This window comes from Flavobacterium gelidicaeli (assembly GCF_013294005.1).
Taxonomy (GTDB): domain Bacteria; phylum Bacteroidota; class Bacteroidia; order Flavobacteriales; family Flavobacteriaceae; genus Flavobacterium.
Map to the genome: position 1 here is coordinate 433,420 of NZ_JABSNK010000001.1, position 22,540 is coordinate 455,959.

The 22,540-nt window shown below is 33.1% G+C and carries 26 protein-coding genes; 14 read left to right on the forward strand and 12 right to left on the reverse strand.

Annotation, left to right across the window (positions count from 1 at the left end; genetic code table 11):
* Positions 1-237 precede the first annotated feature (237 nt).
* From arfB to HNP99_RS01935, 4 genes are read right to left on the reverse strand one after another with little or no spacing between them, the layout of a single operon-like run.
* The gene (gene arfB / locus HNP99_RS01920) at positions 238-642 is read right to left on the reverse strand and encodes an alternative ribosome rescue aminoacyl-tRNA hydrolase ArfB (protein ID WP_173850707.1); all 405 of its coding nucleotides are present in this window, start codon (positions 640-642) and stop codon (positions 238-240) included.
* Entirely contained in the window at positions 630-2,759 is a 2,130-nt protein-coding gene (locus HNP99_RS01925; protein WP_173850709.1) for a DUF4301 family protein, read from the reverse strand. Before HNP99_RS01925 ends, arfB begins: the two co-directional genes overlap by 13 nt.
* Positions 2,720-3,343: a nicotinamide riboside transporter PnuC gene (gene pnuC / locus HNP99_RS01930; protein WP_173850711.1), complete on the reverse strand. Its 624-nt coding sequence runs from the start codon at positions 3,341-3,343 to the stop codon at positions 2,720-2,722. The genes HNP99_RS01925 and pnuC overlap by 40 nt, the downstream gene beginning before the upstream one ends.
* Before the next feature lies 1 nt (position 3,344).
* The gene (locus HNP99_RS01935) at positions 3,345-4,085 is read right to left on the reverse strand and encodes a phosphoglycerol geranylgeranyltransferase (protein WP_173850714.1); all 741 of its coding nucleotides are present in this window, start codon (positions 4,083-4,085) and stop codon (positions 3,345-3,347) included.
* An 82-nt stretch (positions 4,086-4,167) separates the two neighbouring features.
* On the opposite strand from HNP99_RS01935, the gene HNP99_RS01940 reads away from it, so the two are divergent.
* The 3 genes from HNP99_RS01940 to HNP99_RS01950 all read left to right on the forward strand — a co-directional run bounded on the left by HNP99_RS01940 (position 4,168) and on the right by HNP99_RS01950 (position 5,513).
* Positions 4,168-4,779, forward strand: coding sequence for a Crp/Fnr family transcriptional regulator (locus tag HNP99_RS01940; RefSeq protein ID WP_173850716.1), 612 nt, complete (start codon positions 4,168-4,170; stop codon positions 4,777-4,779).
* A 61-nt stretch (positions 4,780-4,840) separates the two neighbouring features.
* Positions 4,841-5,122, forward strand: a complete 282-nt coding sequence (locus HNP99_RS01945) for a hypothetical protein (RefSeq protein ID WP_173850718.1) — start codon at positions 4,841-4,843, stop codon at positions 5,120-5,122.
* Position 5,123: 1 nt separating this feature from the next.
* Positions 5,124-5,513 (forward strand): group III truncated hemoglobin, encoded by a 390-nt coding sequence (locus HNP99_RS01950; protein ID WP_173850720.1) that lies wholly within the window; start codon positions 5,124-5,126, stop codon positions 5,511-5,513.
* A gap of 77 nt (positions 5,514-5,590) precedes the next feature.
* On the opposite strand, the gene HNP99_RS01955 is transcribed toward HNP99_RS01950, so the two are convergent.
* Positions 5,591-6,241 (reverse strand): 4'-phosphopantetheinyl transferase family protein, encoded by a 651-nt coding sequence (locus tag HNP99_RS01955; RefSeq protein ID WP_173850722.1) that lies wholly within the window; start codon positions 6,239-6,241, stop codon positions 5,591-5,593.
* A gap of 275 nt (positions 6,242-6,516) precedes the next feature.
* Here HNP99_RS01955 and ahcY point away from each other — a divergent pair, with 275 nt between their 5' ends.
* The 5 genes from ahcY to HNP99_RS01980 all read left to right on the forward strand — a co-directional run bounded on the left by ahcY (position 6,517) and on the right by HNP99_RS01980 (position 10,512).
* Positions 6,517-7,833, forward strand: coding sequence for an adenosylhomocysteinase (gene ahcY, locus HNP99_RS01960; protein ID WP_173850724.1), 1,317 nt, complete (start codon positions 6,517-6,519; stop codon positions 7,831-7,833).
* 301 nt (positions 7,834-8,134) lie between these two features.
* Complete coding sequence (locus HNP99_RS01965; protein WP_173850726.1) at positions 8,135-8,650, forward strand: hypothetical protein; 516 nt, start codon at positions 8,135-8,137, stop codon at positions 8,648-8,650.
* Between the two features lie 91 nt (positions 8,651-8,741).
* Complete coding sequence (locus HNP99_RS01970) at positions 8,742-9,260, forward strand: hypothetical protein (protein WP_173850728.1); 519 nt, start codon at positions 8,742-8,744, stop codon at positions 9,258-9,260.
* Between the two features lie 148 nt (positions 9,261-9,408).
* Positions 9,409-9,819 carry an Rrf2 family transcriptional regulator gene (locus HNP99_RS01975; protein ID WP_173850730.1) on the forward strand — a complete coding sequence of 137 codons (411 nt, stop codon included), beginning with the start codon at positions 9,409-9,411 and terminating at the stop codon, positions 9,817-9,819.
* 60 nt (positions 9,820-9,879) lie between these two features.
* Positions 9,880-10,512: an NAD(P)-dependent oxidoreductase gene (locus tag HNP99_RS01980; protein ID WP_173850732.1), complete on the forward strand. Its 633-nt coding sequence runs from the start codon at positions 9,880-9,882 to the stop codon at positions 10,510-10,512.
* 59 nt (positions 10,513-10,571) lie between these two features.
* On the opposite strand, the gene rpmA is transcribed toward HNP99_RS01980, so the two are convergent.
* Both rpmA and rplU read right to left on the reverse strand, forming a co-directional pair.
* A complete protein-coding gene (gene rpmA, locus HNP99_RS01985) occupies positions 10,572-10,838 on the reverse strand; it encodes a 50S ribosomal protein L27 (protein ID WP_091082981.1) in 267 nt (88 codons plus the stop codon).
* A 24-nt stretch (positions 10,839-10,862) separates the two neighbouring features.
* The gene (rplU, locus tag HNP99_RS01990; protein WP_173850734.1) at positions 10,863-11,300 is read right to left on the reverse strand and encodes a 50S ribosomal protein L21; all 438 of its coding nucleotides are present in this window, start codon (positions 11,298-11,300) and stop codon (positions 10,863-10,865) included.
* A 247-nt stretch (positions 11,301-11,547) separates the two neighbouring features.
* Between rplU and HNP99_RS01995 the strand changes: the two genes are divergently transcribed.
* Positions 11,548-12,873 (forward strand): M16 family metallopeptidase, encoded by a 1,326-nt coding sequence (locus tag HNP99_RS01995; protein ID WP_173850736.1) that lies wholly within the window; start codon positions 11,548-11,550, stop codon positions 12,871-12,873.
* A 12-nt stretch (positions 12,874-12,885) separates the two neighbouring features.
* Positions 12,886-14,301, forward strand: coding sequence for a M16 family metallopeptidase (locus HNP99_RS02000; RefSeq protein ID WP_254596802.1), 1,416 nt, complete (start codon positions 12,886-12,888; stop codon positions 14,299-14,301).
* 59 nt (positions 14,302-14,360) lie between these two features.
* Here the strand turns inward: HNP99_RS02000 and HNP99_RS02005 are convergent, their stop codons facing one another.
* Positions 14,361-15,227, reverse strand: a complete 867-nt coding sequence (locus tag HNP99_RS02005; protein ID WP_173850738.1) for a DMT family transporter — start codon at positions 15,225-15,227, stop codon at positions 14,361-14,363.
* Between the two features lie 110 nt (positions 15,228-15,337).
* Between HNP99_RS02005 and HNP99_RS02010 the strand changes: the two genes are divergently transcribed.
* Complete coding sequence (locus HNP99_RS02010) at positions 15,338-15,718, forward strand: heavy-metal-associated domain-containing protein (RefSeq protein WP_173850740.1); 381 nt, start codon at positions 15,338-15,340, stop codon at positions 15,716-15,718.
* Positions 15,719-15,874: 156 nt separating this feature from the next.
* On the opposite strand, the gene gldD is transcribed toward HNP99_RS02010, so the two are convergent.
* From gldD to mutY, 4 genes are read right to left on the reverse strand one after another with little or no spacing between them, the layout of a single operon-like run.
* A complete protein-coding gene (gldD, locus tag HNP99_RS02015) occupies positions 15,875-16,459 on the reverse strand; it encodes a gliding motility lipoprotein GldD (RefSeq protein WP_173850742.1) in 585 nt (194 codons plus the stop codon).
* Positions 16,452-17,750, reverse strand: coding sequence for a gliding motility-associated protein GldE (locus HNP99_RS02020; RefSeq protein WP_173850744.1), 1,299 nt, complete (start codon positions 17,748-17,750; stop codon positions 16,452-16,454). Before HNP99_RS02020 ends, gldD begins: the two co-directional genes overlap by 8 nt.
* A gap of 22 nt (positions 17,751-17,772) precedes the next feature.
* Positions 17,773-18,213, reverse strand: a complete 441-nt coding sequence (locus HNP99_RS02025; RefSeq protein WP_173850746.1) for a single-stranded DNA-binding protein — start codon at positions 18,211-18,213, stop codon at positions 17,773-17,775.
* Positions 18,214-18,261: 48 nt separating this feature from the next.
* Positions 18,262-19,296 carry an A/G-specific adenine glycosylase gene (gene mutY / locus HNP99_RS02030; RefSeq protein ID WP_173850748.1) on the reverse strand — a complete coding sequence of 345 codons (1,035 nt, stop codon included), beginning with the start codon at positions 19,294-19,296 and terminating at the stop codon, positions 18,262-18,264.
* A gap of 134 nt (positions 19,297-19,430) precedes the next feature.
* On the opposite strand from mutY, the gene HNP99_RS02035 reads away from it, so the two are divergent.
* From HNP99_RS02035 to HNP99_RS02045, 3 genes are all read left to right on the forward strand, one after another.
* Positions 19,431-19,721 (forward strand): HU family DNA-binding protein, encoded by a 291-nt coding sequence (locus HNP99_RS02035; RefSeq protein WP_016989051.1) that lies wholly within the window; start codon positions 19,431-19,433, stop codon positions 19,719-19,721.
* A gap of 387 nt (positions 19,722-20,108) precedes the next feature.
* Positions 20,109-21,653 (forward strand): Rne/Rng family ribonuclease, encoded by a 1,545-nt coding sequence (locus HNP99_RS02040; RefSeq protein ID WP_173850749.1) that lies wholly within the window; start codon positions 20,109-20,111, stop codon positions 21,651-21,653.
* Between the two features lie 241 nt (positions 21,654-21,894).
* Positions 21,895-22,425: a hypothetical protein gene (locus tag HNP99_RS02045; RefSeq protein ID WP_173850751.1), complete on the forward strand. Its 531-nt coding sequence runs from the start codon at positions 21,895-21,897 to the stop codon at positions 22,423-22,425.
* Positions 22,426-22,540 lie beyond the last annotated feature (115 nt).

The window sequence follows — 22,540 nt, forward strand, 5'->3', positions numbered from 1 at the left end:
CACGAATAAAAGGGGGAATTATTCTTGTTGTTAAATTTGTAATTGATTGTTCGTATGACAAAAGAGCAAAACACTTTTAAGTCATTTTTTCCCTTGACAACATTACTCGTCCAGGTTCGTTGGGTATAATCTCAGCTTTCATTCTATTCCTAGATTTTGGCACCCCTTTGAGACATCGCAAATGTAATTCTAAAAATCTCAAAAATCAAACAAGAAATTCTAAAATTATTTAACACATTATTCCACATCTGGACGCTTGCGTGTTGCTTTGAGTTTTGATGTGTTTTTTTTATTATTTAGTCTTTTTCTAATGACTGATTTAGGAATTCTTGTTGGTTTTCGTTTTTTAGGAACTTCTAAACCTTTTTTTATAATTTGAAAAAATCGCTTAGTAACAATTTCTTTGTTTTTAAGTTGGCTTCTATCTTCATCACAATTTAAAATTAAAACAGACTCATTCGTTAATCTAGTTGAAAGATTAATTTTGAGCAAAGTTTTCTCTTCATCTGTTAAAGCTTTTGAATTTGGCAAATCAAAACTCAGCACCACCTTTGAAGATACTTTATTCACATTTTGACCTCCGGCTCCACTGCTTCTAACCGCTTTGTATTGAAGCTCTGTAATTAACGCTATATTTTCCATATTTTGCTACGCTGATGCGGATCTTTTAGTAAGTCATTTACAGTCTTCACCGGGTTAAATGTAATTAAAGGAACCTCAACAAATAATGTAATCCAGTTTGCCATTGCTCCATTCCATAAACCAGGTAATTCATAAGCTTTTATAGTATTTCCAGAGGTGTTTTTCTCTACAATAAAACCACTATCCTTGTCGATATAGTTGTTTAAATTAAATTTTTCTCCTTTATAATTTCTAATGGCACAAACTAAATCCACTGGATTAAAATGGGAAGCATCCGCCATAATAGCGGCTTGATCTTCGTTATCCAGATCTACTTGTGAGGATTCTACAATTTGTAATGAAACCGCTTTTTTGTAATCTTGAACCCAGAATGGTCCTCCACCAGGTTCTCCTTCATTTTTAACCACACCACATACACGTATAGGTCGGTTTAATTTATTTTTTATGTAGTCAATCTTAGCCTTAAGGGTCCAGCTATGAAAATTCTCATCTATTTTAATACAAAGGTTCTCTTTCAAAAAATCAAGAACTTGTTCTATATTTTCTTCCTTCAAAGAATTAGCATCAATTTGTTCCAAATACGAGAAAATTTGCTTTTGCGTTTCTAATAATATTCCGCCTAGCGCTTTTTTATAAAGTGCTATTACCTCATTATTATTTTGAATTACATTATCAATATTTTTAATAAAAATAACATCTGCCTCTAACTTGTTTAAGTTTTCAATTAATGCACCGTGTCCTCCTGGTCTAAAAACTAGTGCCCCATTCTCATCATGAAAAGGAGTATTTGAAAGCGTTACCGCAATGGTATCAGTACTTTTATTTTGGAAAGAATAATTAACCGTAACTGTAGTATTGGTTTCTTTTTTTACAAGGTCTTGAACCGAAGTTATAATATCCTCAAACAATACCTGATGTTCTTGTGATACCGTAAAATGCAACAGTGACTTATCATCAACACTTGCATAATACCCACACTCGTATAAATGCTCCTCAATAGGAGTTGCTATATTATCAGCATATTTATGAAATGGCAGTATCCCTTTGGGCTTTTCTGCGTAATTGAAATACTCATTTGATATCAAGAATTTTATAAAATAGTAATTTTTATAATCTCGTTCTAAATCTTCAAAATTTTCTATTTCACTAACCAGTTTTTCATATACTTCATTAAAAAACGGAAAACGATCAGTACCTACAATAAAAACAGCAAGTTCGTTATCTTTACGTCTGTTTATATAGGAGTTTATAGTCTCTCTCTCTATATCAAATCTATTCAAAAAAACATTTAAAAATTTAAACATTCTCGAGGCGGCTCCAGATGCTGGAACAAATTTCTCAAGTAATAAATTTGATTTATTATCATCAAAATAAGTCGCTTTCTGGCGAAATTCATCTTTTGATAATTTTAAAATTCCGTTTGAAACAGCTGCTGGTTCCACTAATTTTGCTTTAGGGATACCACTTTTAAAAAAATTCAATTGCGCTACAATATTTTCAAAGGGGATTCCGTGCTCATAGATTTGCACAAAATCTACTGATGACAAACCTAATTCTTTGGCTACAGCCAAATCATCAATAATTTTGATTGCTTTATTTAATCGGAGCGCTTTATCTCCTGATAGCGTTATAAAAGGTTTATGATTATCAATCAAAGACTTTTTAAATACTGAAAAAACAGATTCTCTTCCGCTTGGTCTGTCTCTCAAATCGTCTTTTTCCCAAGGCACATCAATATCCGTTAAAAAAAACAAATCATATTCATGCTCTTGTGCCGCCTTATCTAGTAAGGGATCACAATAATTATAATATACTTCTGAGAAAACTTTTGTAACCATTAAGTTCGTATCACAAAACAAAAATTTAGTAGCCTGAGCTAATTTTTCATTTTCTAGTTTTGCTTGTCCATAAGCTATTGGCAACATATCCTCAACAGTACAAATCTCTTGCTTTTTATTCCATTTTTCTTGCAAATAATCTCTTGCAAACTCAGGAACCCAAGCTGTTTTATAATGATCCGATAACTGTATCGCCAATGTTGTTTTACCGGTACTTTCAGGACCAAACATGGCAATTTTTAAGACGTCAGTTTTCTGTTGTTTAAGATTTTCTTCCATTCTAAATAGCCATATACGGCAATAATTGTGAATACTACATATTGAATACTAGTAAAGGTATATCCTTTTGCAAAATAAAGCGGTACGGAAAGTAAATCACCTAATATCCAAAAAATCCAGTTTTCGATTTTTCTTTTAGCCATTAGCCACATCCCTACAAAAAATATTGCTGTAAGAAGGGTATCTAAATAAGAATACCAGCTTGTGAACTTTTTAAAATAAAGATACACAAAAACTACAAATACCAAAGTCAAAACAAAAATAATCACTGCCTGCACTTTGTCTTTGCTTGTCATTACTGCTATTGGGTACTCCTCAATATCCCCATTTTTACGTGTCCAGTGGTACCATCCATAGATGCTCATGATAAAATAATAGACATTAATCATCGAGTCTCCTAAAAGGCTCCATTGCCACAGTAGGTATGCGTAAATAGAGGTACTAATCAAACCCGTAGGGAATACTAAAATATTATCTTTCTTAGCGTACCAAACACTGCATAGCCCAAAAAAAACAGCAATAAGCTCTAAATATACTTCATGAACTGGGTACGCACTATATTGTGCGAAAAAATAATCAAACATGCTATTCTAGGTTTTTATTTGTATCGAAAAAATGAATATCCTTTTCAAAAGCTGTTCCTATCACAACCAAGTCGGCTCCAGAATCATACGCTTTTTTTATTCCTTGCAAATCTACAATTCCACCACCAACAATTAAAGGAATTGTTAAATTTCGAGACACTAACTCAATAATATTTTCAGGAACAGCTTGTTGCGCACCACTCCCCGCTTCAAGGTAAATTAATTTATTCCCCATCATTTCACCTGCTAAGGCTGTAGCCAAAGCTAGTTCTGCATCAGCTCTATCTATAGGATTTGTTTTACTAACATACTCAACAGCAGTAGTGCTTCCGCCAGAAATTAAAAGATATCCTGTAGGAACAATTTCTAGTTTTGATTTGTATAAAATGGGTGCCGCTTTTACCTGATGCCCTATCAAATAATCTGGATTGCGACCTGAAAGAAGCGAAAGAAACAAAATCCCATCAGCTTCATTCGAAATTTGGGACGGATTCCCTGGAAAAAGAATAATAGGTAAATCTACTTTTTGTTTTAAACGAATAATCAATTCATCTATTCTGTTAGAAGTTACTAGGCTTCCACCAATGAAAACATGAGTTGCTGGTGAATTTATTATTTTATGTATTAAATTGTCTAAACTTTCCCAAACAATTTTATCTGGATCTAGTAGAATGGCTAATAATTTCTTTTTATTAGCTTTACAATTTAGTATTTCTTGGTATATCTTGTTGTTATTTTGCATCAGGCTGTAAAAGTAACCGCTTTTTTTAAAAGTCCAAGCAGTATTTTATTCCAAATAACTATGATTCTATAATTTCCAAACTATGATTGCAATTGATTTACTAGAAAAATATGGTGGGGTTTTGAAGGAATTTGGCAAATCTGAAATCATTTTTGAAGAAGGAACGCTTCCTACCCATTACTACCAAATTGTTTCGGGAGAAGTCAAAATGAATAATTACAATGATGACGGTCGTGAGTTTATTCAAGGCTTATTTTACAAAGAACAATGCTTTGGAGAACCACCTCTTTTTATTCAGCAAAATTATCCTGCAAATGCTATTGTGGTAGAAAACGCTACTATTATTTGTGTAAAGAAAGAGCAGTTTTTTGAATTACTTAAAAAACAGCCGTTGATTAGCATTCAAATCATTGAAAATTTAGCACAACGCCTGTACTACAAATCAGTTATGGCTGCTGAAATTTCCTCCCATGAACCTGAGCATCGCGTATTACGATTACTAGATTACGCTATAACACATTTTAATTTAGAGCATGACAGCAACGGCTATCTCATTCATTTTACCCGACAACAAATAGGCGACTTAACGGGACTCCGGGTAGAGACTGTGATTAGAGCAATTAAAGCATTAGAGAAAAAGAAGGAATTACAAATCATCAATAGAAAGGTATATCGAAAAACTGCCACTTTATGATTTCAATCATAAAAGAGTAGCTTAGAGTAATTGTAAATTTGCTGTATTAAATCAAATTATTATGACACTTTACAACAAAACATTCGTAAATTTTGACCACGGTTTTTTTGGATATGCAACAATGGGAATCTTAGGACAAAGTTGTCTAGGAGGAGTAGCGGCAATGACGGTATTGTCTAATGGAACTTCATTACTACAAATGGCTCAACTAGCATTAATTGTATTAGTAAGCATGCTTGCTAACACTTTTATATTAGCACAAATGAACCACAAATTAATTTTTAACACCCTTATTATGAGCGCCATTACTAGTATGCTCTTCATAATATTAAACATTTTATAGAATGCTTAAAGACATTACTACCAGAGAAGACTTATCCCTATTAGTGCACACTTTTTACGGTAAAATAAGAGCCGACAAAGAAATTGCTTTTTATTTTAACGAAATGATTACTGATTGGGACGAGCATCTCGAGAAACTGACTGATTTTTGGGAGATGAATCTCTTTGGTGGTAAGATGTACAAAGGCGATCCTTTAAAAGCTCATGTAAAAGTTGACAATCATTTTGGAGGTAAAATAGGACCTAATGAATTTGGAATTTGGTTGAATTACTGGTCACAAACGCTAGACGAACTTTTTGAAGGCGAAAACGTAGATATATTAAAACGTAGAGCCCGAAAAATGGGGACTTTTATTTATATGGGAATGTTTAATAGTAGAGCTAAAGAGTAGTTTGTAAAAGTGAAGTATGTTAATCCTAAGGGATTGATCAAATGGAGGTAAATTTTAATAATTACAAACTCTTATTTTTATTCTCTAAGTTCACTTTTTTCTTCAAAGGCGTAAACCAAACTAAAGCCTGCAAATTCTTCGTATTTAACAATGTATTTTTGAGACAATCCTTCAAAATGTAGGTCGGCAATGGTTTCTTGATTTTCTAGATCAAAGGGTTTAACAATGATATTGTCTTTAAAACTAATTCCTTTTTCGTTTCTAATTTTAAAGATAGCTTCTTTAGCTCCCCAAATCACGGTGAGTTTTTTGATGTAGCTTTTTGATTCTTTTTTATTAAGGTATTTAAATTCTTTATCTACAAATTTATCTGCAATTCTTATAATTTTTTCGCGTTGCAATTCGATGTCGATTCCTACCGTTTCATTACTTATAATAATGGCCGAGAAATTGTGAGAATGCGTAATCGAAATATGGTTTTCGTCTTTTAGATGTGGCTTACCGTTTTCGTCATAATACAAATCAAGATCATTAAATCCTGCTTCTTGCAATAACTTACGCACACTCAAAAAACCACGTTGGTGCATTTCAGACTTCATTCCGCTTAGCCGAATTCTGTTTTTCATGTTAAGCACTACCTCACTAAAAAGCTGGTCGTAAGATTCGGTTATTTCCCAAATAAGGATTTGGGTGTTTGCATTATGCTGGATGATTTTGTATAAAGGCATCTGGTTGTATCTTGGTTTTTTTTTAGCCCCGATGGCAACGGCATCCTTTTTATCTTGCTGTTGTTTCAGGCATCTGAAAATAACTGCAAGATAAAAAGATATAGTGAACAGCGGGATTAGCTCCTGAAAATGAAGCTAAACGATCTTTATAATTATTATTTTACTGATTTTTAAAAGATTACAATACTAAACAATTCATAAATATTGCTGAATCCTTTTAAAATAGTAAGTTAATGCGTAAATTTGCAAAAATTACAATTACAAATATACTATAAATGAGTACTACAACTATGCCTTTTGTGGCTTTCAAAGTAAAAGATATCTCTCTAGCAGCCTGGGGAAGAAAAGAAATTGAATTAGCAGAAGCTGAAATGCCAGGTTTAATGGCACTTCGCTCTGAATATAAAGACGAACAACCACTTGCTGGTTCTCGTATTGCTGGATGTTTACACATGACGATCCAAACTGCAGTTTTAATCGAGACTTTAATTGCTCTTGGTGCTGAAGTAACTTGGTCATCTTGTAACATTTTCTCTACTCAAGATCAAGCTGCTGCTGCTATGGCTGCTGCTGGAATTCAAGTTTATGCTTGGAAAGGATTGAATGAAGAGGATTTTGACTGGTGTATCGAACAAACACTATTCTTTGGTGAAGATAGAAAACCATTGAACATGATTCTTGATGATGGTGGAGATTTGACCAACATGGTTATTGACCGTTACCCTCATTTAGTTGCTGGAATCAAAGGATTGTCTGAAGAGACTACAACTGGAGTTCACAGATTGTACGAAAGAGTAAAAGCGGGAACTTTACCAATGCCTGCAATCAACGTTAATGACTCGGTTACTAAATCGAAATTTGACAATAAATACGGTTGTAAAGAATCTGCAGTTGATGCAGTTCGTCGTGCAACTGATATTATGCTTGCTGGTAAAAGAGTTGTTGTATGTGGATACGGTGACGTAGGAAAAGGTACTGCTGCTTCTTTTAGAGGTGCTGGATCTATTGTTACAGTAACTGAAATTGACCCAATTTGTGCTTTACAAGCTGCAATGGACGGTTTTGAAGTTAAAAAATTAAACACTGTTGTTGGAAATGCTGATATCATCATTACAACTACTGGAAATAAAGATATCGTTCTTGGTTCTCACTTTGAGCAAATGAAAGATAAAACGATCGTTTGTAATATCGGACATTTTGATAACGAAATTGCAGTTGCTTGGTTGAACACTAACCACGGAGCTTCTAAAGTAGAGATCAAACCACAAGTTGATAAATATACTATCAACGGTAAAGACATCATCCTTTTGGCTGAAGGTCGTTTGGTAAACCTTGGTTGTGCTACAGGTCACCCAAGTTTTGTAATGAGTAATTCATTTACAAACCAAACTTTAGCGCAAATCGAATTGTGGAAAAACAGTGCAAATTACGACAATGACGTTTATATGTTACCAAAACATTTAGATGAGAAAGTAGCTATGTTACACCTTGCTAAATTAGGAGTTGAATTAGAGACTTTACGTGATGATCAAGCAGCATACATTGGCGTTCCTGTTGATGGTCCATTCAAACCTGAATACTACAGATACTAAATTTTTAGTAATTAGTTACTAGTCAATAGTAATTAGCTAAAATTGATAATAAAAAAACCCCTTGCATTACCGATAACTATCGGGAGCAAGGGTTTTTTGTTTTTGGGCGTGCCCCTTCGTAACCCCGATAGCTATCGGGGTCGGGGTCGGGTTATTCGCTGTATCTTTTAATAGTCTCCATTATCATCGAGACTACATAAAAGGATGCCGCTACAACCCCTCACGCAAAAAGTTACAACACAACGCTCTCACTCCATTTGTTTTTATTACTTTTAATACAAATTAGTCCGCATTCTCAATTATGAAAACACGTTTACTCCTACTACTTCTCACACTAGCGCCATTTTTAGCTACAGCACAATTTTCAAGTGCACAAAGACAAATGAACATGACTAATAATATAGTTAGACAGCAAAACCAAATGTATTTACAAATACAAAGGCAGCAACGCGATTTAGTCATTCTTTCTTCTATGCGCGCTTCAACCGAAAACAAACTATTAAGTGAAGTAAGGAAAAAAGAAAAACTTACTAAAAAATTAAATAAAAAAGAAACTGACTTAAACTCAGAAAAAGCCAAACTAGCGAACCTAAAAAACAGCAACTCACAAGAAAAATACGTGGCTAAAGCAGAAGCAAAAGTTAGTAAAGCAACAGAAGATGTGAATAAAATACAAACAAAAATTGAAACAAGTAATTCTAACATAGATAATTTCAAGAAAACTATAGCCGAATCTGAGGAAAAAATTAAAATACAAAAAGCTGAAAGAGAAGAAAAGAAAAGGCTAAGAAAAGAGAAAAAAGACGCTAAAACATAAATAAAAGTACATTAACTTTAAAAGATGCTGTTACTCACACTTTTCTTTTTGGCATACAATTTGTAGTATAATAATTTAATAAAACAACCAAATGAAAAAAATTATCTTAAGTATGTCTGTTGTAGCTTTAATTTTTGCTACCTCATGTAAAAAAGAAACAACAACAGAAATTACGCCAACATCAACTACTGAAACAACAACAATATCTACTGATGTTACAGCATTGCAAACAGCTTACGATGACGCTGTTTTAAAACTAGAGGAAGCAAAAAAAAGCGGAGATGCTGAGGCTGAAAAGATAGCACAAGAAGCAGTTGACAATGCAAAATCTTCTTGGGAAACTGCTAAAAGCAAAGCTACTGAAATGGGCACTGACATGAAGGAAAATCTTGATGAAACAGGAGCCAAAATAGAAGGCGCTGCTAACAAAGTTAATGAAGATGCAAAAGAATCTGTTACCGAAGCTAAAGCAGCAATCAATAAAGCAAAAGACAATACTGTAGAAGCAGCTACAAAAGCTAAAGCAGATGCCGAAGCGGCTGCAGCAAAAGCAAAAGAAGATGCTAAAAAAGGGTATAACAATTCTCTTGAAAAAATGAAAGTTAAATAATTTAGCTTTTAATTTATATTAAAACCTTGCTACGAGAACTACGTTCAACTAGCAAGGTTTTTTGAATTTAAAAAACATTAAGAAACCAATCAATTTAAAAAAAAATAGTAGTACATTTGTACTGTAATAAAAATTAATACAGAATAAAATGGTTAAGTCAAAATTTTCTATAGCTTTACATATCATGACCATTCTAGCTCATAATAAGGATGAATGGCATACTTCTGCATTTATTGCTGGGAGTTTGAATATCAATGCAGTATTAGTTAGAAATGAAATTAAAACATTAAAAACTGGCGGACTTATCGAAAGCAAAGAAGGTAAAAATGGGGGTGTTCGTTTAGCACAAGACGCAAATAAAATTCTCCTATCTACAATTTTTAAAATAGCAAAAGGGGACAATCATGTCCTAGGATTTTGCAGTAATACGCCAAATCCCAACTGCCCAATTGGTAGACAAATTCAAAGCAAATTAGACAATATCTTTATTAGTGTTGATGATGCTATTATCGAATCACTAAACAAGCAAACATTAGAATCTTTCAAAAATCAATTTTAGCTTTTTTTTAAAAACAACTGTCATAAAAATTATTACAAATAATAATTAAAAACAAAAAAAATGAAAATTTCAATTTTAGGAGCTGGTGGAAACATCGGACAAAGAATCACAAAAGAGGCTGCTTTACGCAAACACGATTTGCATTTAATCACTTCAAAACCAATATCTTTTTTTGAGCTAGAGAATACACCAACTACTGTTGTAGATATTTTTGACACCGAAGCTTTGGCAAATGCCCTAAAAGATAGTGATCTAGTTATTAGTGCCTACGCACCACCTTTAGATAATCCAGCTAAACTTTCTACTGCGAGCGAATCAATTTTGGGAGCTGTTAAAAAAAATGCACAACGTCTAATAGTTGTTGGCGGAGCAGGTAGTTTATTGATTGGAAAAAATGAACTATTAGTAGATTCTCCAAATTTTCCAGAAGCATACAAAGGCGTTGCACTAGCACATAAAGATGCCTTACATAATATTTACCGCAAATCAGAAGGAGTAAATTGGACCAATGTATCTCCAGCTGCATACATTTTTGAAGGTGAAAAAACAGGTCAATTCCGTATAGGAAAAGATAATTTAATTGCCAATGAAAAAGGAGAAAGTTCTATTTCTATGGAAGATTTTGCGGTGGCAATTCTTGATGAAGTTGACAATAAACAATTTTCTAATCAACGATTTACTGTTGGGTATTAATCTAAAATAAAAAACCCAATCTTTTCAGATTGGGTTTTTAAATAAATTGAGTAAATCAATTATGCTTCAACTTCAAATGGAAGTATAGAAACGTAAGATTTGTTATCTCTTTTCTTTTGGAAGTGTACAACTCCATCTACTCTTGCGTGTAGTGTGTGATCTTTACTGATGTAAACATTTGCACCTGGATTGTGTTTTGAACCTCTTTGTCTTACGATGATGTTCCCTGCAATAGCAGCTTGTCCACCAAAAATCTTAACACCTAAACGTTTTGATTCTGATTCTCTACCATTCTTCGAACTACCGACACCTTTCTTGTGAGCCATGACGTATTAGTTTTAATATTGTTATTATTCTTTAGTATCGTCCTTTTTAGCAACTTTTGCTTTTGGAGCTTTTTTTACTTTAGGAGCTTCTGCTTCTTCTGTAGTTGCTTCAGCTGCTGCTTTTTTAGGAGCTGCTTTTTTAGGAGCACCTGCTGCAGTAATACCTTCAATTACAATTTGAGTAAGATACTGTCTGTGACCGTTTCTCTTTTTGTATCCTTTTCTTCTTTTCTTCTTGAAAACGATAACTTTATCTCCTTTTAAGTGTTGTAACACTTTAGCTTCTACTGAAGCACCTTCTATAGCTGGGGCGCCTAAAGTGATTGTTCCATTGTCATCTAATAAAAGAACTTTGTCAAAAGAAATTTTTGAACCTTCTTCACTAGCTAAACGGTGAACATAAACCTTTAAGTCTTTGCTTACTTTAAATTGTTGCCCTGCTATCTCTACGATTGCATACATATCAAATTGATTTATTGATTTTTAAGGTTGCAAATATACGTTTTAATTTTTATTGTGCAATCCCTTTATCAAAAAAAATATTTCATTTACTTAATCGCCTATTTTCAATACTTTACAAAAATTAAAACAACATCCTTTTGCTAAAAAAAGAAACAAAACGAGATAGCTGATTAAAAAGCGGTATTTTTGAAGTGACAATTATTTCTCTTGTAATGCTTTTGCAAAATACAACATTTTATTAATCTTTATGAAAAAAACGATAATGGTATTAAGTACTGCCCTTATGCTTGGTGGAGTAGCAAATGCTCAAAAAATAGCTTTTGAAGAATATGATTTAGACAACGGATTGCACGTTATCTTACACCACGACCCATCTGCACCTGTTGTACTTACCTCTGTAATGTACCACGTAGGTTCAAAAGATGAAAACCCTAATAAAACTGGTTTTGCACATTTTTTTGAACATCTTTTATTTGAAGGAACAGCAAATATAAAACGTGGAGAATGGTTTAAAATAGTATCATCAAATGGGGGAACTAACAACGCTAACACCTCTGATGACCGAACTTATTACTATGAAATTTTCCCTTCGAATAACTTAGAATTAGCCCTTTGGATGGAATCCGAAAGACTAATGCATCCCGTAATTAACCAGATTGGTGTTGATACTCAAAACGGAGTGATTAAAGAAGAAAAAGCTTCCCGTTACGACAACCGCCCTTACGGTAAAATAATAAATGAAGTTAAAAAAAACCTATTTATCAATCATCCTTATCGATGGTCTACGATAGGATCAATGGAACAATTAGACACAGCAACTTTAGAAGATTTTCAGGCTTTTAATAAAAAATTCTACTCCCCTAACAATGCAGTTCTTGTAATCGCTGGTGATTTTGACAAGAAAAACGCTAAGGAATGGATTCAAAAATACTTTGGAAGCATCCAAAAAGGAGAAAAAATAAAAAAAGAAATATTTATTGAAGAACCAATTACCAAAACCATAAGAGCGACCTACCAAGATCCAAACATCCAAATACCAATGGTGATTGCCTCTTATAGAACTCCGTCTATGAAAACGAGAGACGCTCGCGTTCTAAATTTGATTTCTTCTTATTTAAGTGATGGAAAAAGCTCTAAATTATACAAGAAAATTGTAGATGAGAAAAAAATAGCATTACAAATAGGTGCTGTGGGCTTTAGCCAAGAAGACTACGGAATGTACATTCTTTACGGCTTACCTATGGGAACACATACGGCTACTGAATTACTACAAGAAATAGACGAAGAGATTGTAAAAATACAAACCGATTTAATTTCGGAGCGTGATTATCAAAAATTACAAAATCAGTTTGAAAATCAGTACATCAACAACAATTCAAACGTAGAAGGTGTTGCCGAAAACTTAGCGAAATATTACTTATTATATGGCGATATCAACCTTATTAATAGCGAAATAGAAACCTATCAATCCATCACAAGAGAGGAGATTAGAGCTGTCGCTAAAAAATACCTGAACCCCAACCAGCGTTTAATCCTAGATTATATTCCCGCTACCGATAAGACTCAGAAATAAGCTTCCCTTATCATGAAAAAAACAACTATTCTATTCATCCTATTATCAGTAACAGGAATCATGCAAGCACAAGATCGCCCACAACCAAAAGCCGGAAAAGCCCCCGTTGTAAACATAAACAAACCACAATCTTTCACTTTAGACAACGGACTAAAAGTGATGATTGTAGAAAACCACAAACTTCCTAAAGTAACTTTTAATTTAACGATTGATAACCCACTCTTTGCAGAAGGAAGTAAAAAAGGAGTTGACCTACTGTGCAGTAATTTAATAGGAAACGGCAACATCAGGATTAAAAAAGATGCTTTTAATGACGAAGTAGATTTCCTAGGCGCAAACATGGGATTTAGTTCTCATGGCGCTTATGCAAGCTCACTCTCTAAATATGCAGCACGTATTTTAGAACTAATGACTTACGGCGCACTGTATCCTAGTTTCACTCAAGAGGAATTCGATAAAGAAAAAGCAAAATTACTCGAAGGTATCAAATCCCAAGAAAAAAGTGTTTCCGCAATTGCTGACAGGGTTACTGATGCTTTAGCTTACGGAACAAGTCATCCTTCCGGAGAATATACTACTGAGCAAACAATTAACAACATTACTCTTGAAGATGTAAAAGCAAATTACAACAGTTACTTTGCTCCTGACCATGCCTATCTTGTTGTGATTGGTGATGTAAAATTCAAGGAAATAAAGCCTATAATTGAAAACTATTTTAGCTCTTGGAAAAAGAAAAACACGAAATATACAAATTACATTGCTGCTAAAAATGTTCCTTTTACTCAAATTAATTTTATTGACGTTCCAAGCGCATCACAATCAGAAATTGCACTTGTGAATACGATTGATTTAAAAATGAGCGACAAAGATTTCTTTCCAGCTGTTATTGCAACCTATATTTTAGGTGGCGGCTTCAACAGTTACTTGAATATGAACTTAAGAGAAGAACACGGCTGGACTTACGGAGCAAATGCTTTGGTTGGAGCAGGGAAATACACTTCTAAGCTCAAGTCGGCTTCATCAGTAAGAACAGTAGCCACAGATAGCGCTGTAGTCGAATTTATAAAAGAAATCAAACGCATTAGAACCGAAAAAGTTTCTGAAGAACTATTACAAGAGGTAAAAGCAGGATACATTGGCCGCTTTGTTATGAAGGTCGAAAAACCAGAATCGGTTGCTCGTTACGCACTCAATATAGAAACCGAAGACTTACCTAGAGATTTTTATGAAAACTACATCAAAATCATCAATGCAGTAACTGCAGATGACGTGATGAAAGCTGCAAACAAATATTTCTTAATAGACAATACGCGAATAATTGTTACTGGAAAAGGATCCGAAGTCATTTCTGGCTTAGAAAAACTAAATATCCCGATGTTTTACTTTGATAAATACAGTAACCCAATTGAGAAACCAAAATACGATTAGTTACAAATACTATTAAAGCTTTAAAAGGGCAGTTAGAAAAATTTCTAACTGCCCTTTTTTTATTTTTTAGCAGATAAATAAACCCCTATCAATATTATAAAAGCACCACCAAATTGTACTGCGGTCAATACTTCATTATCTAATAACCCCCAGAAGAAAGCTACTACGGGAATTAAATAAGTTACTGACGTAGCAAAAACAGGAGAGGAAATTTGAATTAATTTAAAGAACAATATATTAGCGATACCGGTTCCTACCACACCTAAAACCATGATAAACAATACAGAATGCTGCACTTTGGCTACAGCCATAACATCATAAAACCCTGTAGCAAACAAAATAGCCAAAGCTGGAACTATTAAAATCAAGAAATTTCCAGTTGTAATACTCAACGGACTTAAATCAGACAAGTATCGCTTAATTAAATTCACATTTACAGCATAACAAATTGAAGCAATTACCACTAGAATAGCATAAAAGTAATTTTGATCAGGATGATTCATCGCACCATTAAATACTAAAAGCAAACTCCCAACTAAACCAATAAGAACACCCCAAACTTGTCGTTTTTGAAAACTAATTCCAAATAACAACGCACCTAATATTAACGTACTCAAAGGCGTTAAAGAATTAAGAATTGCGGTAACAGCACTATCTAATTCGGTTTCAGCAATAGCAAAAAGAAAAGCAGGAACAAAAGTACCAAACACAGATGTCAAGGCAATAAATTTCCATTTCTCTTTTGGGATTTTTGACAAACTTTTAAAACCAATTAATAATAAAAAAATAGCTGCAAAAATTATTCGTAAAGACCCCACTTGAATCGCAGTCAAACCAATTAATCCTTTCTTGATTAATATAAAGGAACTTCCCCATACTAAAGAAAGCACTAATAAATAACCCCATTTTAATTGTTTCGATTCCATGATTTTAATTTTGCCCCAAAATTGTAATAATTTTATGGATTAGCCGTAGTTTTTTGACTAATTTTGTGTGTAAATATCATTTTTCGATCAATACTTAAAATCAAAATATAATGAAAATCTCAAAATTAATTGCCGCAGTAGCTTTAGCTAGTCTCGTATTTGTAAGTTGCAAGAAAAACGCTGACGAAGCACCAACTGAAACTGCAAAAACAGAATCAACTGCTCCAAAAGTTAAAAAAGAAATCGCTGCCGAAAACGTTCAAACAGCAAGTTTTTCTATCGAAGGAATGACCTGCGAAGTTGGCTGTGCTAAAACAATTCAACAAGAATTAACTGATCTAGAAGGTGTACAAACTGCCACAGTAGATTTTGACAAAAAACTAGCGACGGTAACTTTTGATAAAACAGTTCAAAATCCAGAAGCGCTTACTAAAGTAGTTCAAGCAACTGGAGACGGAAAAACCTACACCGTTTCAAACATGAAATCGTAATCAAAATAGTTTTTTCACAAAAAAAGCATTCACTGTCGTGAATGCTTTTTTTATATAGTTCAGTCTCTAAAAATTAAAGTAGAATCGATAATCATTACTGCATCTAGAATACCTCGACCTAGAAATACTAGTGTATATTGTATTGTTTTTTGGGTATTACTTCCATTTTAAGGTTTCCATCAACCTTTGCATATCGTTTTTTACATAACTAGCAGCTGGCATAATAGAGTCATAATTAGGTTTTGCATAAAAATAAACTGAACCTGTAATGAAGTGTTTTATACTATCCGTGGCGTAAAACTGCGAATTAGTTGCCGCATTCCCATCCACTTGATAGAACATACCGTACACTTTTTTAGTAGCATCTAAAAACGGTTGCTCTAAGATATCATCTGCTTTAATAACATGTTCATAAGTTAGCTTTTGAGCATCCTTTAGCAAAACATTAATATTATTATTTACTGGCTTATAAGTCAAATAAATAGTCGCTTTCATTTTAGGATACGTAATTGTAAAACCACAATCTTTCTCCCCTGTTATCACTGCATCAGCATTCATTTCGAAAGTAAACGGACAGTCATTTTCAAAATTTGCATATTTTGCTTCAGCATAATCCAATCGCAAATAACTTGATGGCTTCGGAAGTACATCATTTTTACAACTAGAAAAAAACAATACACTGAAAAACAGTATTGCAACAGCCAATAAACTACCCTTATTCTCCTTTTTAAAATTAACCATCAATCGTTACTTTTATCTGTTTTATACGTTTTTTATCTACTGCTTCTATGGTAAACAAACAGTTTTCAAATGAAATTTTTTGTCCTTTACCTGGAAAGTTACCTGATATCTCTAGAATAAATCCTGCTAATGTCTCTGCTTCTCCTTTTTTAACGTCAAAAAGATCTTCATCTACATCAATAATTCTGTAGAAATCTTTTAAATTTATTTTTCCTTCAAAAATATAATTCTTATCATCTAACTGAGAAAAGTTGATATCCTCGTCATCAAACTCATCACTAATATCTCCTACGATCTCCTCTATAACATCTTCTAGAGATACTAATCCTGATGTCCCACCGTATTCATCAACAACTATTGCTAAATGACTTTTCATATTCTGAAAATCCTTCAGTAAATTGTCTAGTTTTTTATTTTCAGGAACAAAGAAAGGCTGCCTTATTAAAGTTGTCCATTCAAAATCATCTGTATTTATATGAGGTAATAAATCTTTAACAAACAAAACACCTTCTATTTGATCTACGTTATCTCTATAAACCGGAATCCTAGAATAACCTTTTTCAATAATTTTTGGATAAATCTCATCAAAACTTTCAGAAACTTCTAGAGCAAAAATATCAATCCTTGGACTCATAACTTGTTTCGTGTCAGTATTTCCAAAAGAAACAATCCCTTCTAAAATTTTTTGCTCTTCAGAGGAGGTATCATCGGATGAAGTAAGTTCTAATGCTTGAGAAAGTTGGTCTACAGAAAAATTAGTCTTCTGTTTACCGAGCTTATTATGCAGGAAAACCGTCAATTGGCGCATTGGAATACTTATTGGCGAAAGCAATTTATCCAAAACAACTATTGGGTACAAAACAAACTTCGCAAATTTCACGTTGTTTCTACTCGCATATACCTTTGGCAAAACCTCCCCAAAAAGCAACAACAAGAAAGTAACAACAATTACTTCAAGAATAAATTTTAAAACAGGAGATGTAACACTTTCAAACAAACCATCTCCAATAAAAGAGAAAAGAATAACTACACCTATATTAATAAAGTTGTTCGCAACTAGTAATGTTGCTAGTAGCCTTTTAGGTCTTTCGAGTAAATCAGCTAAAATTTTACCTTTGGAGTCATTCCCTTGAATAGCTTCGTCAATATCTTTTTGAGACAAAGAAAATAAAGCCACTTCGGCACCTGACACTAATGCTGAGCACAATAGCAAAACAAATATTCCGAAGAAACCAAACACGAGATTCATATCTATTGTATATGCGAAATTCAAACTGGGATCTGGGTCCAAATTAAAAAAGATTAGTTAAACATTAAAATGGTAAATCATTGATAGGCAAACCATTATTTTTTGGGTCAAAGTTAGTGTTTTTTGCGGATTCTGAACTGTCATTTTGCTTGTTGTTTTCAGCATCCTTTTTTGTAGATAAAAAAGTAAACTCGGTTACTTGAATTTCTGATGCATATTTTGTAGACCCATCTTCGGCTTGCCATTGACGGGACTTAATACGCCCTTCTACATAGATCTTATCTCCTTTTGTCAAATATTTTTCACAAATTTCTGCCGCTTTATTGCGCACTACTAAATTATGCCACTCAGTAGAAGTGATCTTCTCGTTAGTAGTTTTATTAATGTAAACCTCATTAGTTGCAAGTTGGAATCTCCCAATGCAATTTCCTCCATCAAAATAATGCATTTTTATATCGTCACCTAAATGACCAATCAGCATTACTTTATTTAACGTTCCGTTCATAATATATAGGTATAAATACCAAAGATACATTATTTTAAAATCTTCTAATTACGCCTTTTCAATAAAATTATGAATAACAATAGGAAAGGGAAAACTCTTCAAGGTTTCTTGATTTATCCCGCCTTCAAGACTGCCATAAACAGCAACTTTCCAGAACTTAATATATAGGTGTTGGTGCGATAACTTATGAACAATACTTTTTTCATTATCCTCCATAATACTCAATACCTTATTATTATCAAAAAAAGCATCCTGAATTTGCGGAGCTATAAAATCAAAATCAACTTCTTTCTCTGTCTCAATCAAAGGGAACTCATATAAATTGTGCCATATTCCTTTAGCAGTCCTCTTATTAATAATGGTATTTTCATTTTCATCTGTAGCAACTATATAATTAAAGTAGCGTTTAGTCACTTTTAACTTTTTCAACTTCACAGGCAATAAAGCAACTTTATTCTTTTTTAAAGCAAGACAGCTATCATTAAAGACACATACAGTACAATCAGGATTTCTAGGCACACATTGCAATGCACCAAACTCCATTATAGCTTGATTAAAAGTAGCAGGATCATCTTTTGGCATTAATTCAAAAGCCAATGCAGCAAATTCTTTTTTGGCAGAAGCCAAAGCAATATCAGTTTCAATATCAAAATAACGAGACAGCACTCTAAAAACATTTCCATCAACAACAGGCACAATTTCATTATAGGAAAAAGAAGCAACTGCCGCAGCGGTATATTCGCCCACCCCTTTTAATTTTAATAAGTCATTATAATTGTCAGGAAAGACGCCATTTAAATCAAAAGCTATATATTGCGCTGTTTTATGTAAGTTACGAGCTCTAGAATAATAACCTAGTCCTTGCCAAAGTTTCAAGACTTGTTCTTCATCGGCTTTCGCCAAATCAAAAACAGTTGGGAAAGCAGTTGTAAAAGACAGAAAATAAGGCGTTCCTTGCGCTACTCTTGTCTGTTGCAACATGATTTCTGAGAGCCAAATGAAGTAAGGATTAGTGGTATTTCGCCATGGTAAATCACGTTTATTTACTAAATACCACTTAACTAGCGAGTTATAAAAATTCATTGTTAAATATTTGTTTACAAAAGTAAAAGTTTATGTGATTAAAATTTAATGAATTAGCTTGAATATTTGTTTTTTAAATTCATATATTTGCACACTCAAAAAAATTATTACAATATAATAAATAAGGAAAGAAAATGACGAAAGCAGATATCGTAGCAAAAATTTCAGAAAAACTAGGTCTTGAAAAAGGAGATGTTCAAGCAACAGTTGAAACTTTTATGAATGAAGTTAAAAACTCACTTGAAACTGGAGACAATGTATATTTAAGAGGTTTTGGTAGTTTCATCGTGAAAACAAGAGCTGAGAAAACTGGAAGAAATATTTCTAAGAATACCACAATAAAAATTCCTGCACACAACATTCCTGCTTTCAAACCTGCAAAAGTTTTTGTAGAAGGAGTAAAAATAAATAACGAAGCAAAATAATATTAATCATAAAATCAACTCGATATGCCAAGTGGTAAAAAAAGAAAGAGACATAAGGTAGCAACTCACAAACGTAAAAAAAGAGCGAGAGCTAACCGTCACAAAAAGAAAAAGTAGTTTATAACTACTTTTTTCTTTTTAACCGTTCATTGAAATTGAAAAAAGATCAAAGAGAAAAAAGAATAGAGCATAGACGACAAAAAGTCTATGCTCTTTATTCAGTTCTCCAATAATCTTCTTTTCCCCGGGTTCAATACCTGTTAAAATTATTGTTTAATCCATCCTAACAATTCAGTTATAAGTGGTAAGTTATCTGCTATGAGCTTTTTAAAACTCAAACACTAAAACTTTAAACCTGAAACTAAAAGTTTGGATAAAAATTTACAAATGAATAAAGAATTAATCATTAGATCTAGTTCTGATTTCGTAGATTTTGCCTTATTAAAAGATGGAAAACTAATTGAATTACATAAAGAAGAAGAAAAAAGCAACTTTCAGGTTGGTGATATTTTTATTGCTAAAATCAGGAAACCAGTTGCCGGACTTAACGCTGCTTTTGTAAATGTTGGCTATGAAAAAGATGCCTTTTTACATTATCATGACTTAGGCCCTAATTTATCTTCTCAACTGAAATTCATAAAACTTGTAAGCGCAGGTAAATTAAAAGATTTCTCCCTAAAAAACTTTCAGTTTGAAAAAGAGATTGATAAAGATGGAATTATTATTGACGTAATAAATGCCAATCAATCTATTCTTGTACAAGTTGTAAAAGAACCAATATCTACTAAAGGACCAAGGATTAGCGCTGAGCTATCTCTTGCCGGACGTTTTATTGTTTTGGTTCCTTTTTCTGATCGTGTTTCTATTTCTCAAAAAATAGAAGACAAAAAAGAAAAAGACAGACTAAAAAAACTTGTGCAATCCATCAAACCAAAAGGATTTGGTGTTATTGTTCGTACAGTAGCCGAAGGCAAAAATACAACCGAATTAGAAAAAGATTTGCAGAACCTGCTAGGCAGATGGACTGCAATGTGTAAAAAATTACCGACCGCTCATCATCCGTCAAAAATTTTAGGAGAACTCAACAGAGCTTCCTCTATTTTAAGAGACGTTTTTAATGATACCTTTAGTGGTATTCAAATTGATGATGAAGAGTTGTACAACCAAACAAAGGATTATTTGCAAGAAATTGCACCATCCAAACAATCTATTGTTAAGTTTTATCAATCAAATGACACACCCATTTTTGAGAAATACAACATAGAGAGACAAATCAAGACCTCTTTTGGTAAAACAGTCTCCATGAGTAAAGGGGCCTACCTTATTATCGAACACACTGAAGCTTTACACGTTATAGACGTAAACAGCGGAAACCGTTCTAATAAAGCCTCTAACCAAGAAGACACAGCACTAGAAGTAAATATGATTGCTGCCGCTGAAATCGCTAGACAATTGCGTCTACGTGATATGGGCGGAATTATCGTAATTGATTTTATCGACATGTCTAATCCTGAAAATCGTAAAGTCCTGTTCGAATTCCTGAGGGAAGAAATGAGTGATGATAAAGCGAAACACAAGATCTTACCTCCTAGTAAATTTGGACTAGTTCAAATTACTAGACAAAGAGTAAGACCAGAAGTAAACATTAAAACTAGAGAAGAAGATCCTAACGATGTGAAAGGCGAAATTGAAGCGCCAATCTTAATCATTGATAGAATCAACTCTGATCTAGAAAGAATATTAAAAACTCACAAAGATGTTGTGCTTAACGTACACCCTTTTGTGGCCGCATACCTTACCAAAGGTTTTCCATCATTACGTTCAAAATGGTTTTTTGAACATAAAAAATGGGTGAAAATTATACCACGTGACGCTTACACGTATTTAGAATATCATTTCTTTGACAAAAAAGGAAATGTTATAAAAGACTAAACAAGAAACCGCTTTTCGCAAGATTGGCGGTTTTTTTGTGTCTTGTTCTCACTATAAAATTATAAATCAAGCTATTGCAAGAGCTTCATTAAATACAATTATCAGGAGCTATTTCCGGCTATTCGCTACAATCTTTAATCCCTAAAGGTCGGGATCAAAGGATTTTCACTACTATCCGGGCTAAAAAAAAAGAGTATATTTGATAAACATTAACTGTATACTTAGGCATTAAAACTTAAAAATGAATTTTAATAAAAAAGATAGGATAGAAATTGCAGAACAAGCTATGAGCTGGATTGTAACGTTAGCAATGATGGTTTATGGAGCTGGAAAAATCATTCAATTTGATGGAGCTACAGCAATCGATAAAAAAGTTTCACAACTAACAGGAATGCAGTTAATGTGGGCCTTCTATGGCTATTCTAAACCTTACGTAGTAATACTTGGCTTCATGGAAATAACTGGCGGAATAATGCTTTTATTTAAAAAAAGTCGAATTATAGGTTGTTTATTTTTATCTGCCATTCTGGTAAATATAATTTTACAAGATATCTTTTTTCATGTGCATGTAGGAGCACTTAAGACCGCTATTCTTTATCAAACATTATTACTCGCTATTCTTTGGATAAATAAAGACATCGTTATCAAAAGCATAAAATCATTAACCATAGCTGCTGAAAAAACAGACTTAAAAACTAAGTTCTATTATAAGATTCTAATTACTTTTATACTTTTTGTCCTATTAAGAATTATTGAATTTTATATGATTTAACAAGATGAAAAAATGCCCAATTATCAGTTAAAACGGAGTCGAGAACCCCAATTACAGCTTAACTGAGTATAGAATACTAAAATTAAACAATACTGAAATGTTTTTGACATTAGAT

Coding starts and splice junctions, on each gene's coding strand:
- HNP99_RS01950 (WP_173850720.1), top strand. CDS start 5,124: ATGCTTAAAGACATTACTACCAGAGAAGACTTATCCCTATTAGTGCAC.
- mutY (WP_173850748.1), bottom strand. CDS start 19,296: ATGAATTTTTATAACTCGCTAGTTAAGTGGTATTTAGTAAATAAACGT.
- HNP99_RS02045 (WP_173850751.1), top strand. CDS start 21,895: ATGAATTTTAATAAAAAAGATAGGATAGAAATTGCAGAACAAGCTATG.
- HNP99_RS01970 (WP_173850728.1), top strand. CDS start 8,742: ATGAAAAAAATTATCTTAAGTATGTCTGTTGTAGCTTTAATTTTTGCT.
- HNP99_RS01965 (WP_173850726.1), top strand. CDS start 8,135: ATGAAAACACGTTTACTCCTACTACTTCTCACACTAGCGCCATTTTTA.
- ahcY (WP_173850724.1), top strand. CDS start 6,517: ATGAGTACTACAACTATGCCTTTTGTGGCTTTCAAAGTAAAAGATATC.
- HNP99_RS01925 (WP_173850709.1), bottom strand. CDS start 2,759: ATGGAAGAAAATCTTAAACAACAGAAAACTGACGTCTTAAAAATTGCC.
- HNP99_RS02025 (WP_173850746.1), bottom strand. CDS start 18,213: ATGAACGGAACGTTAAATAAAGTAATGCTGATTGGTCATTTAGGTGAC.
- HNP99_RS01935 (WP_173850714.1), bottom strand. CDS start 4,085: ATGCAAAATAACAACAAGATATACCAAGAAATACTAAATTGTAAAGCT.
- rpmA (WP_091082981.1), bottom strand. CDS start 10,838: ATGGCTCACAAGAAAGGTGTCGGTAGTTCGAAGAATGGTAGAGAATCA.
- HNP99_RS02010 (WP_173850740.1), top strand. CDS start 15,338: ATGAAAATCTCAAAATTAATTGCCGCAGTAGCTTTAGCTAGTCTCGTA.
- HNP99_RS01945 (WP_173850718.1), top strand. CDS start 4,841: ATGACACTTTACAACAAAACATTCGTAAATTTTGACCACGGTTTTTTT.
- HNP99_RS01980 (WP_173850732.1), top strand. CDS start 9,880: ATGAAAATTTCAATTTTAGGAGCTGGTGGAAACATCGGACAAAGAATC.
- pnuC (WP_173850711.1), bottom strand. CDS start 3,343: ATGTTTGATTATTTTTTCGCACAATATAGTGCGTACCCAGTTCATGAA.
- HNP99_RS01940 (WP_173850716.1), top strand. CDS start 4,168: ATGATTGCAATTGATTTACTAGAAAAATATGGTGGGGTTTTGAAGGAA.
- HNP99_RS02000 (WP_254596802.1), top strand. CDS start 12,886: ATGAAAAAAACAACTATTCTATTCATCCTATTATCAGTAACAGGAATC.
- gldD (WP_173850742.1), bottom strand. CDS start 16,459: ATGGTTAATTTTAAAAAGGAGAATAAGGGTAGTTTATTGGCTGTTGCA.
- HNP99_RS01995 (WP_173850736.1), top strand. CDS start 11,548: ATGAAAAAAACGATAATGGTATTAAGTACTGCCCTTATGCTTGGTGGA.
- HNP99_RS02035 (WP_016989051.1), top strand. CDS start 19,431: ATGACGAAAGCAGATATCGTAGCAAAAATTTCAGAAAAACTAGGTCTT.
- arfB (WP_173850707.1), bottom strand. CDS start 642: ATGGAAAATATAGCGTTAATTACAGAGCTTCAATACAAAGCGGTTAGA.
- rplU (WP_173850734.1), bottom strand. CDS start 11,300: ATGTATGCAATCGTAGAGATAGCAGGGCAACAATTTAAAGTAAGCAAA.
- HNP99_RS02005 (WP_173850738.1), bottom strand. CDS start 15,227: ATGGAATCGAAACAATTAAAATGGGGTTATTTATTAGTGCTTTCTTTA.
- HNP99_RS02040 (WP_173850749.1), top strand. CDS start 20,109: ATGAATAAAGAATTAATCATTAGATCTAGTTCTGATTTCGTAGATTTT.
- HNP99_RS01955 (WP_173850722.1), bottom strand. CDS start 6,241: ATGCCTTTATACAAAATCATCCAGCATAATGCAAACACCCAAATCCTT.
- HNP99_RS01975 (WP_173850730.1), top strand. CDS start 9,409: ATGGTTAAGTCAAAATTTTCTATAGCTTTACATATCATGACCATTCTA.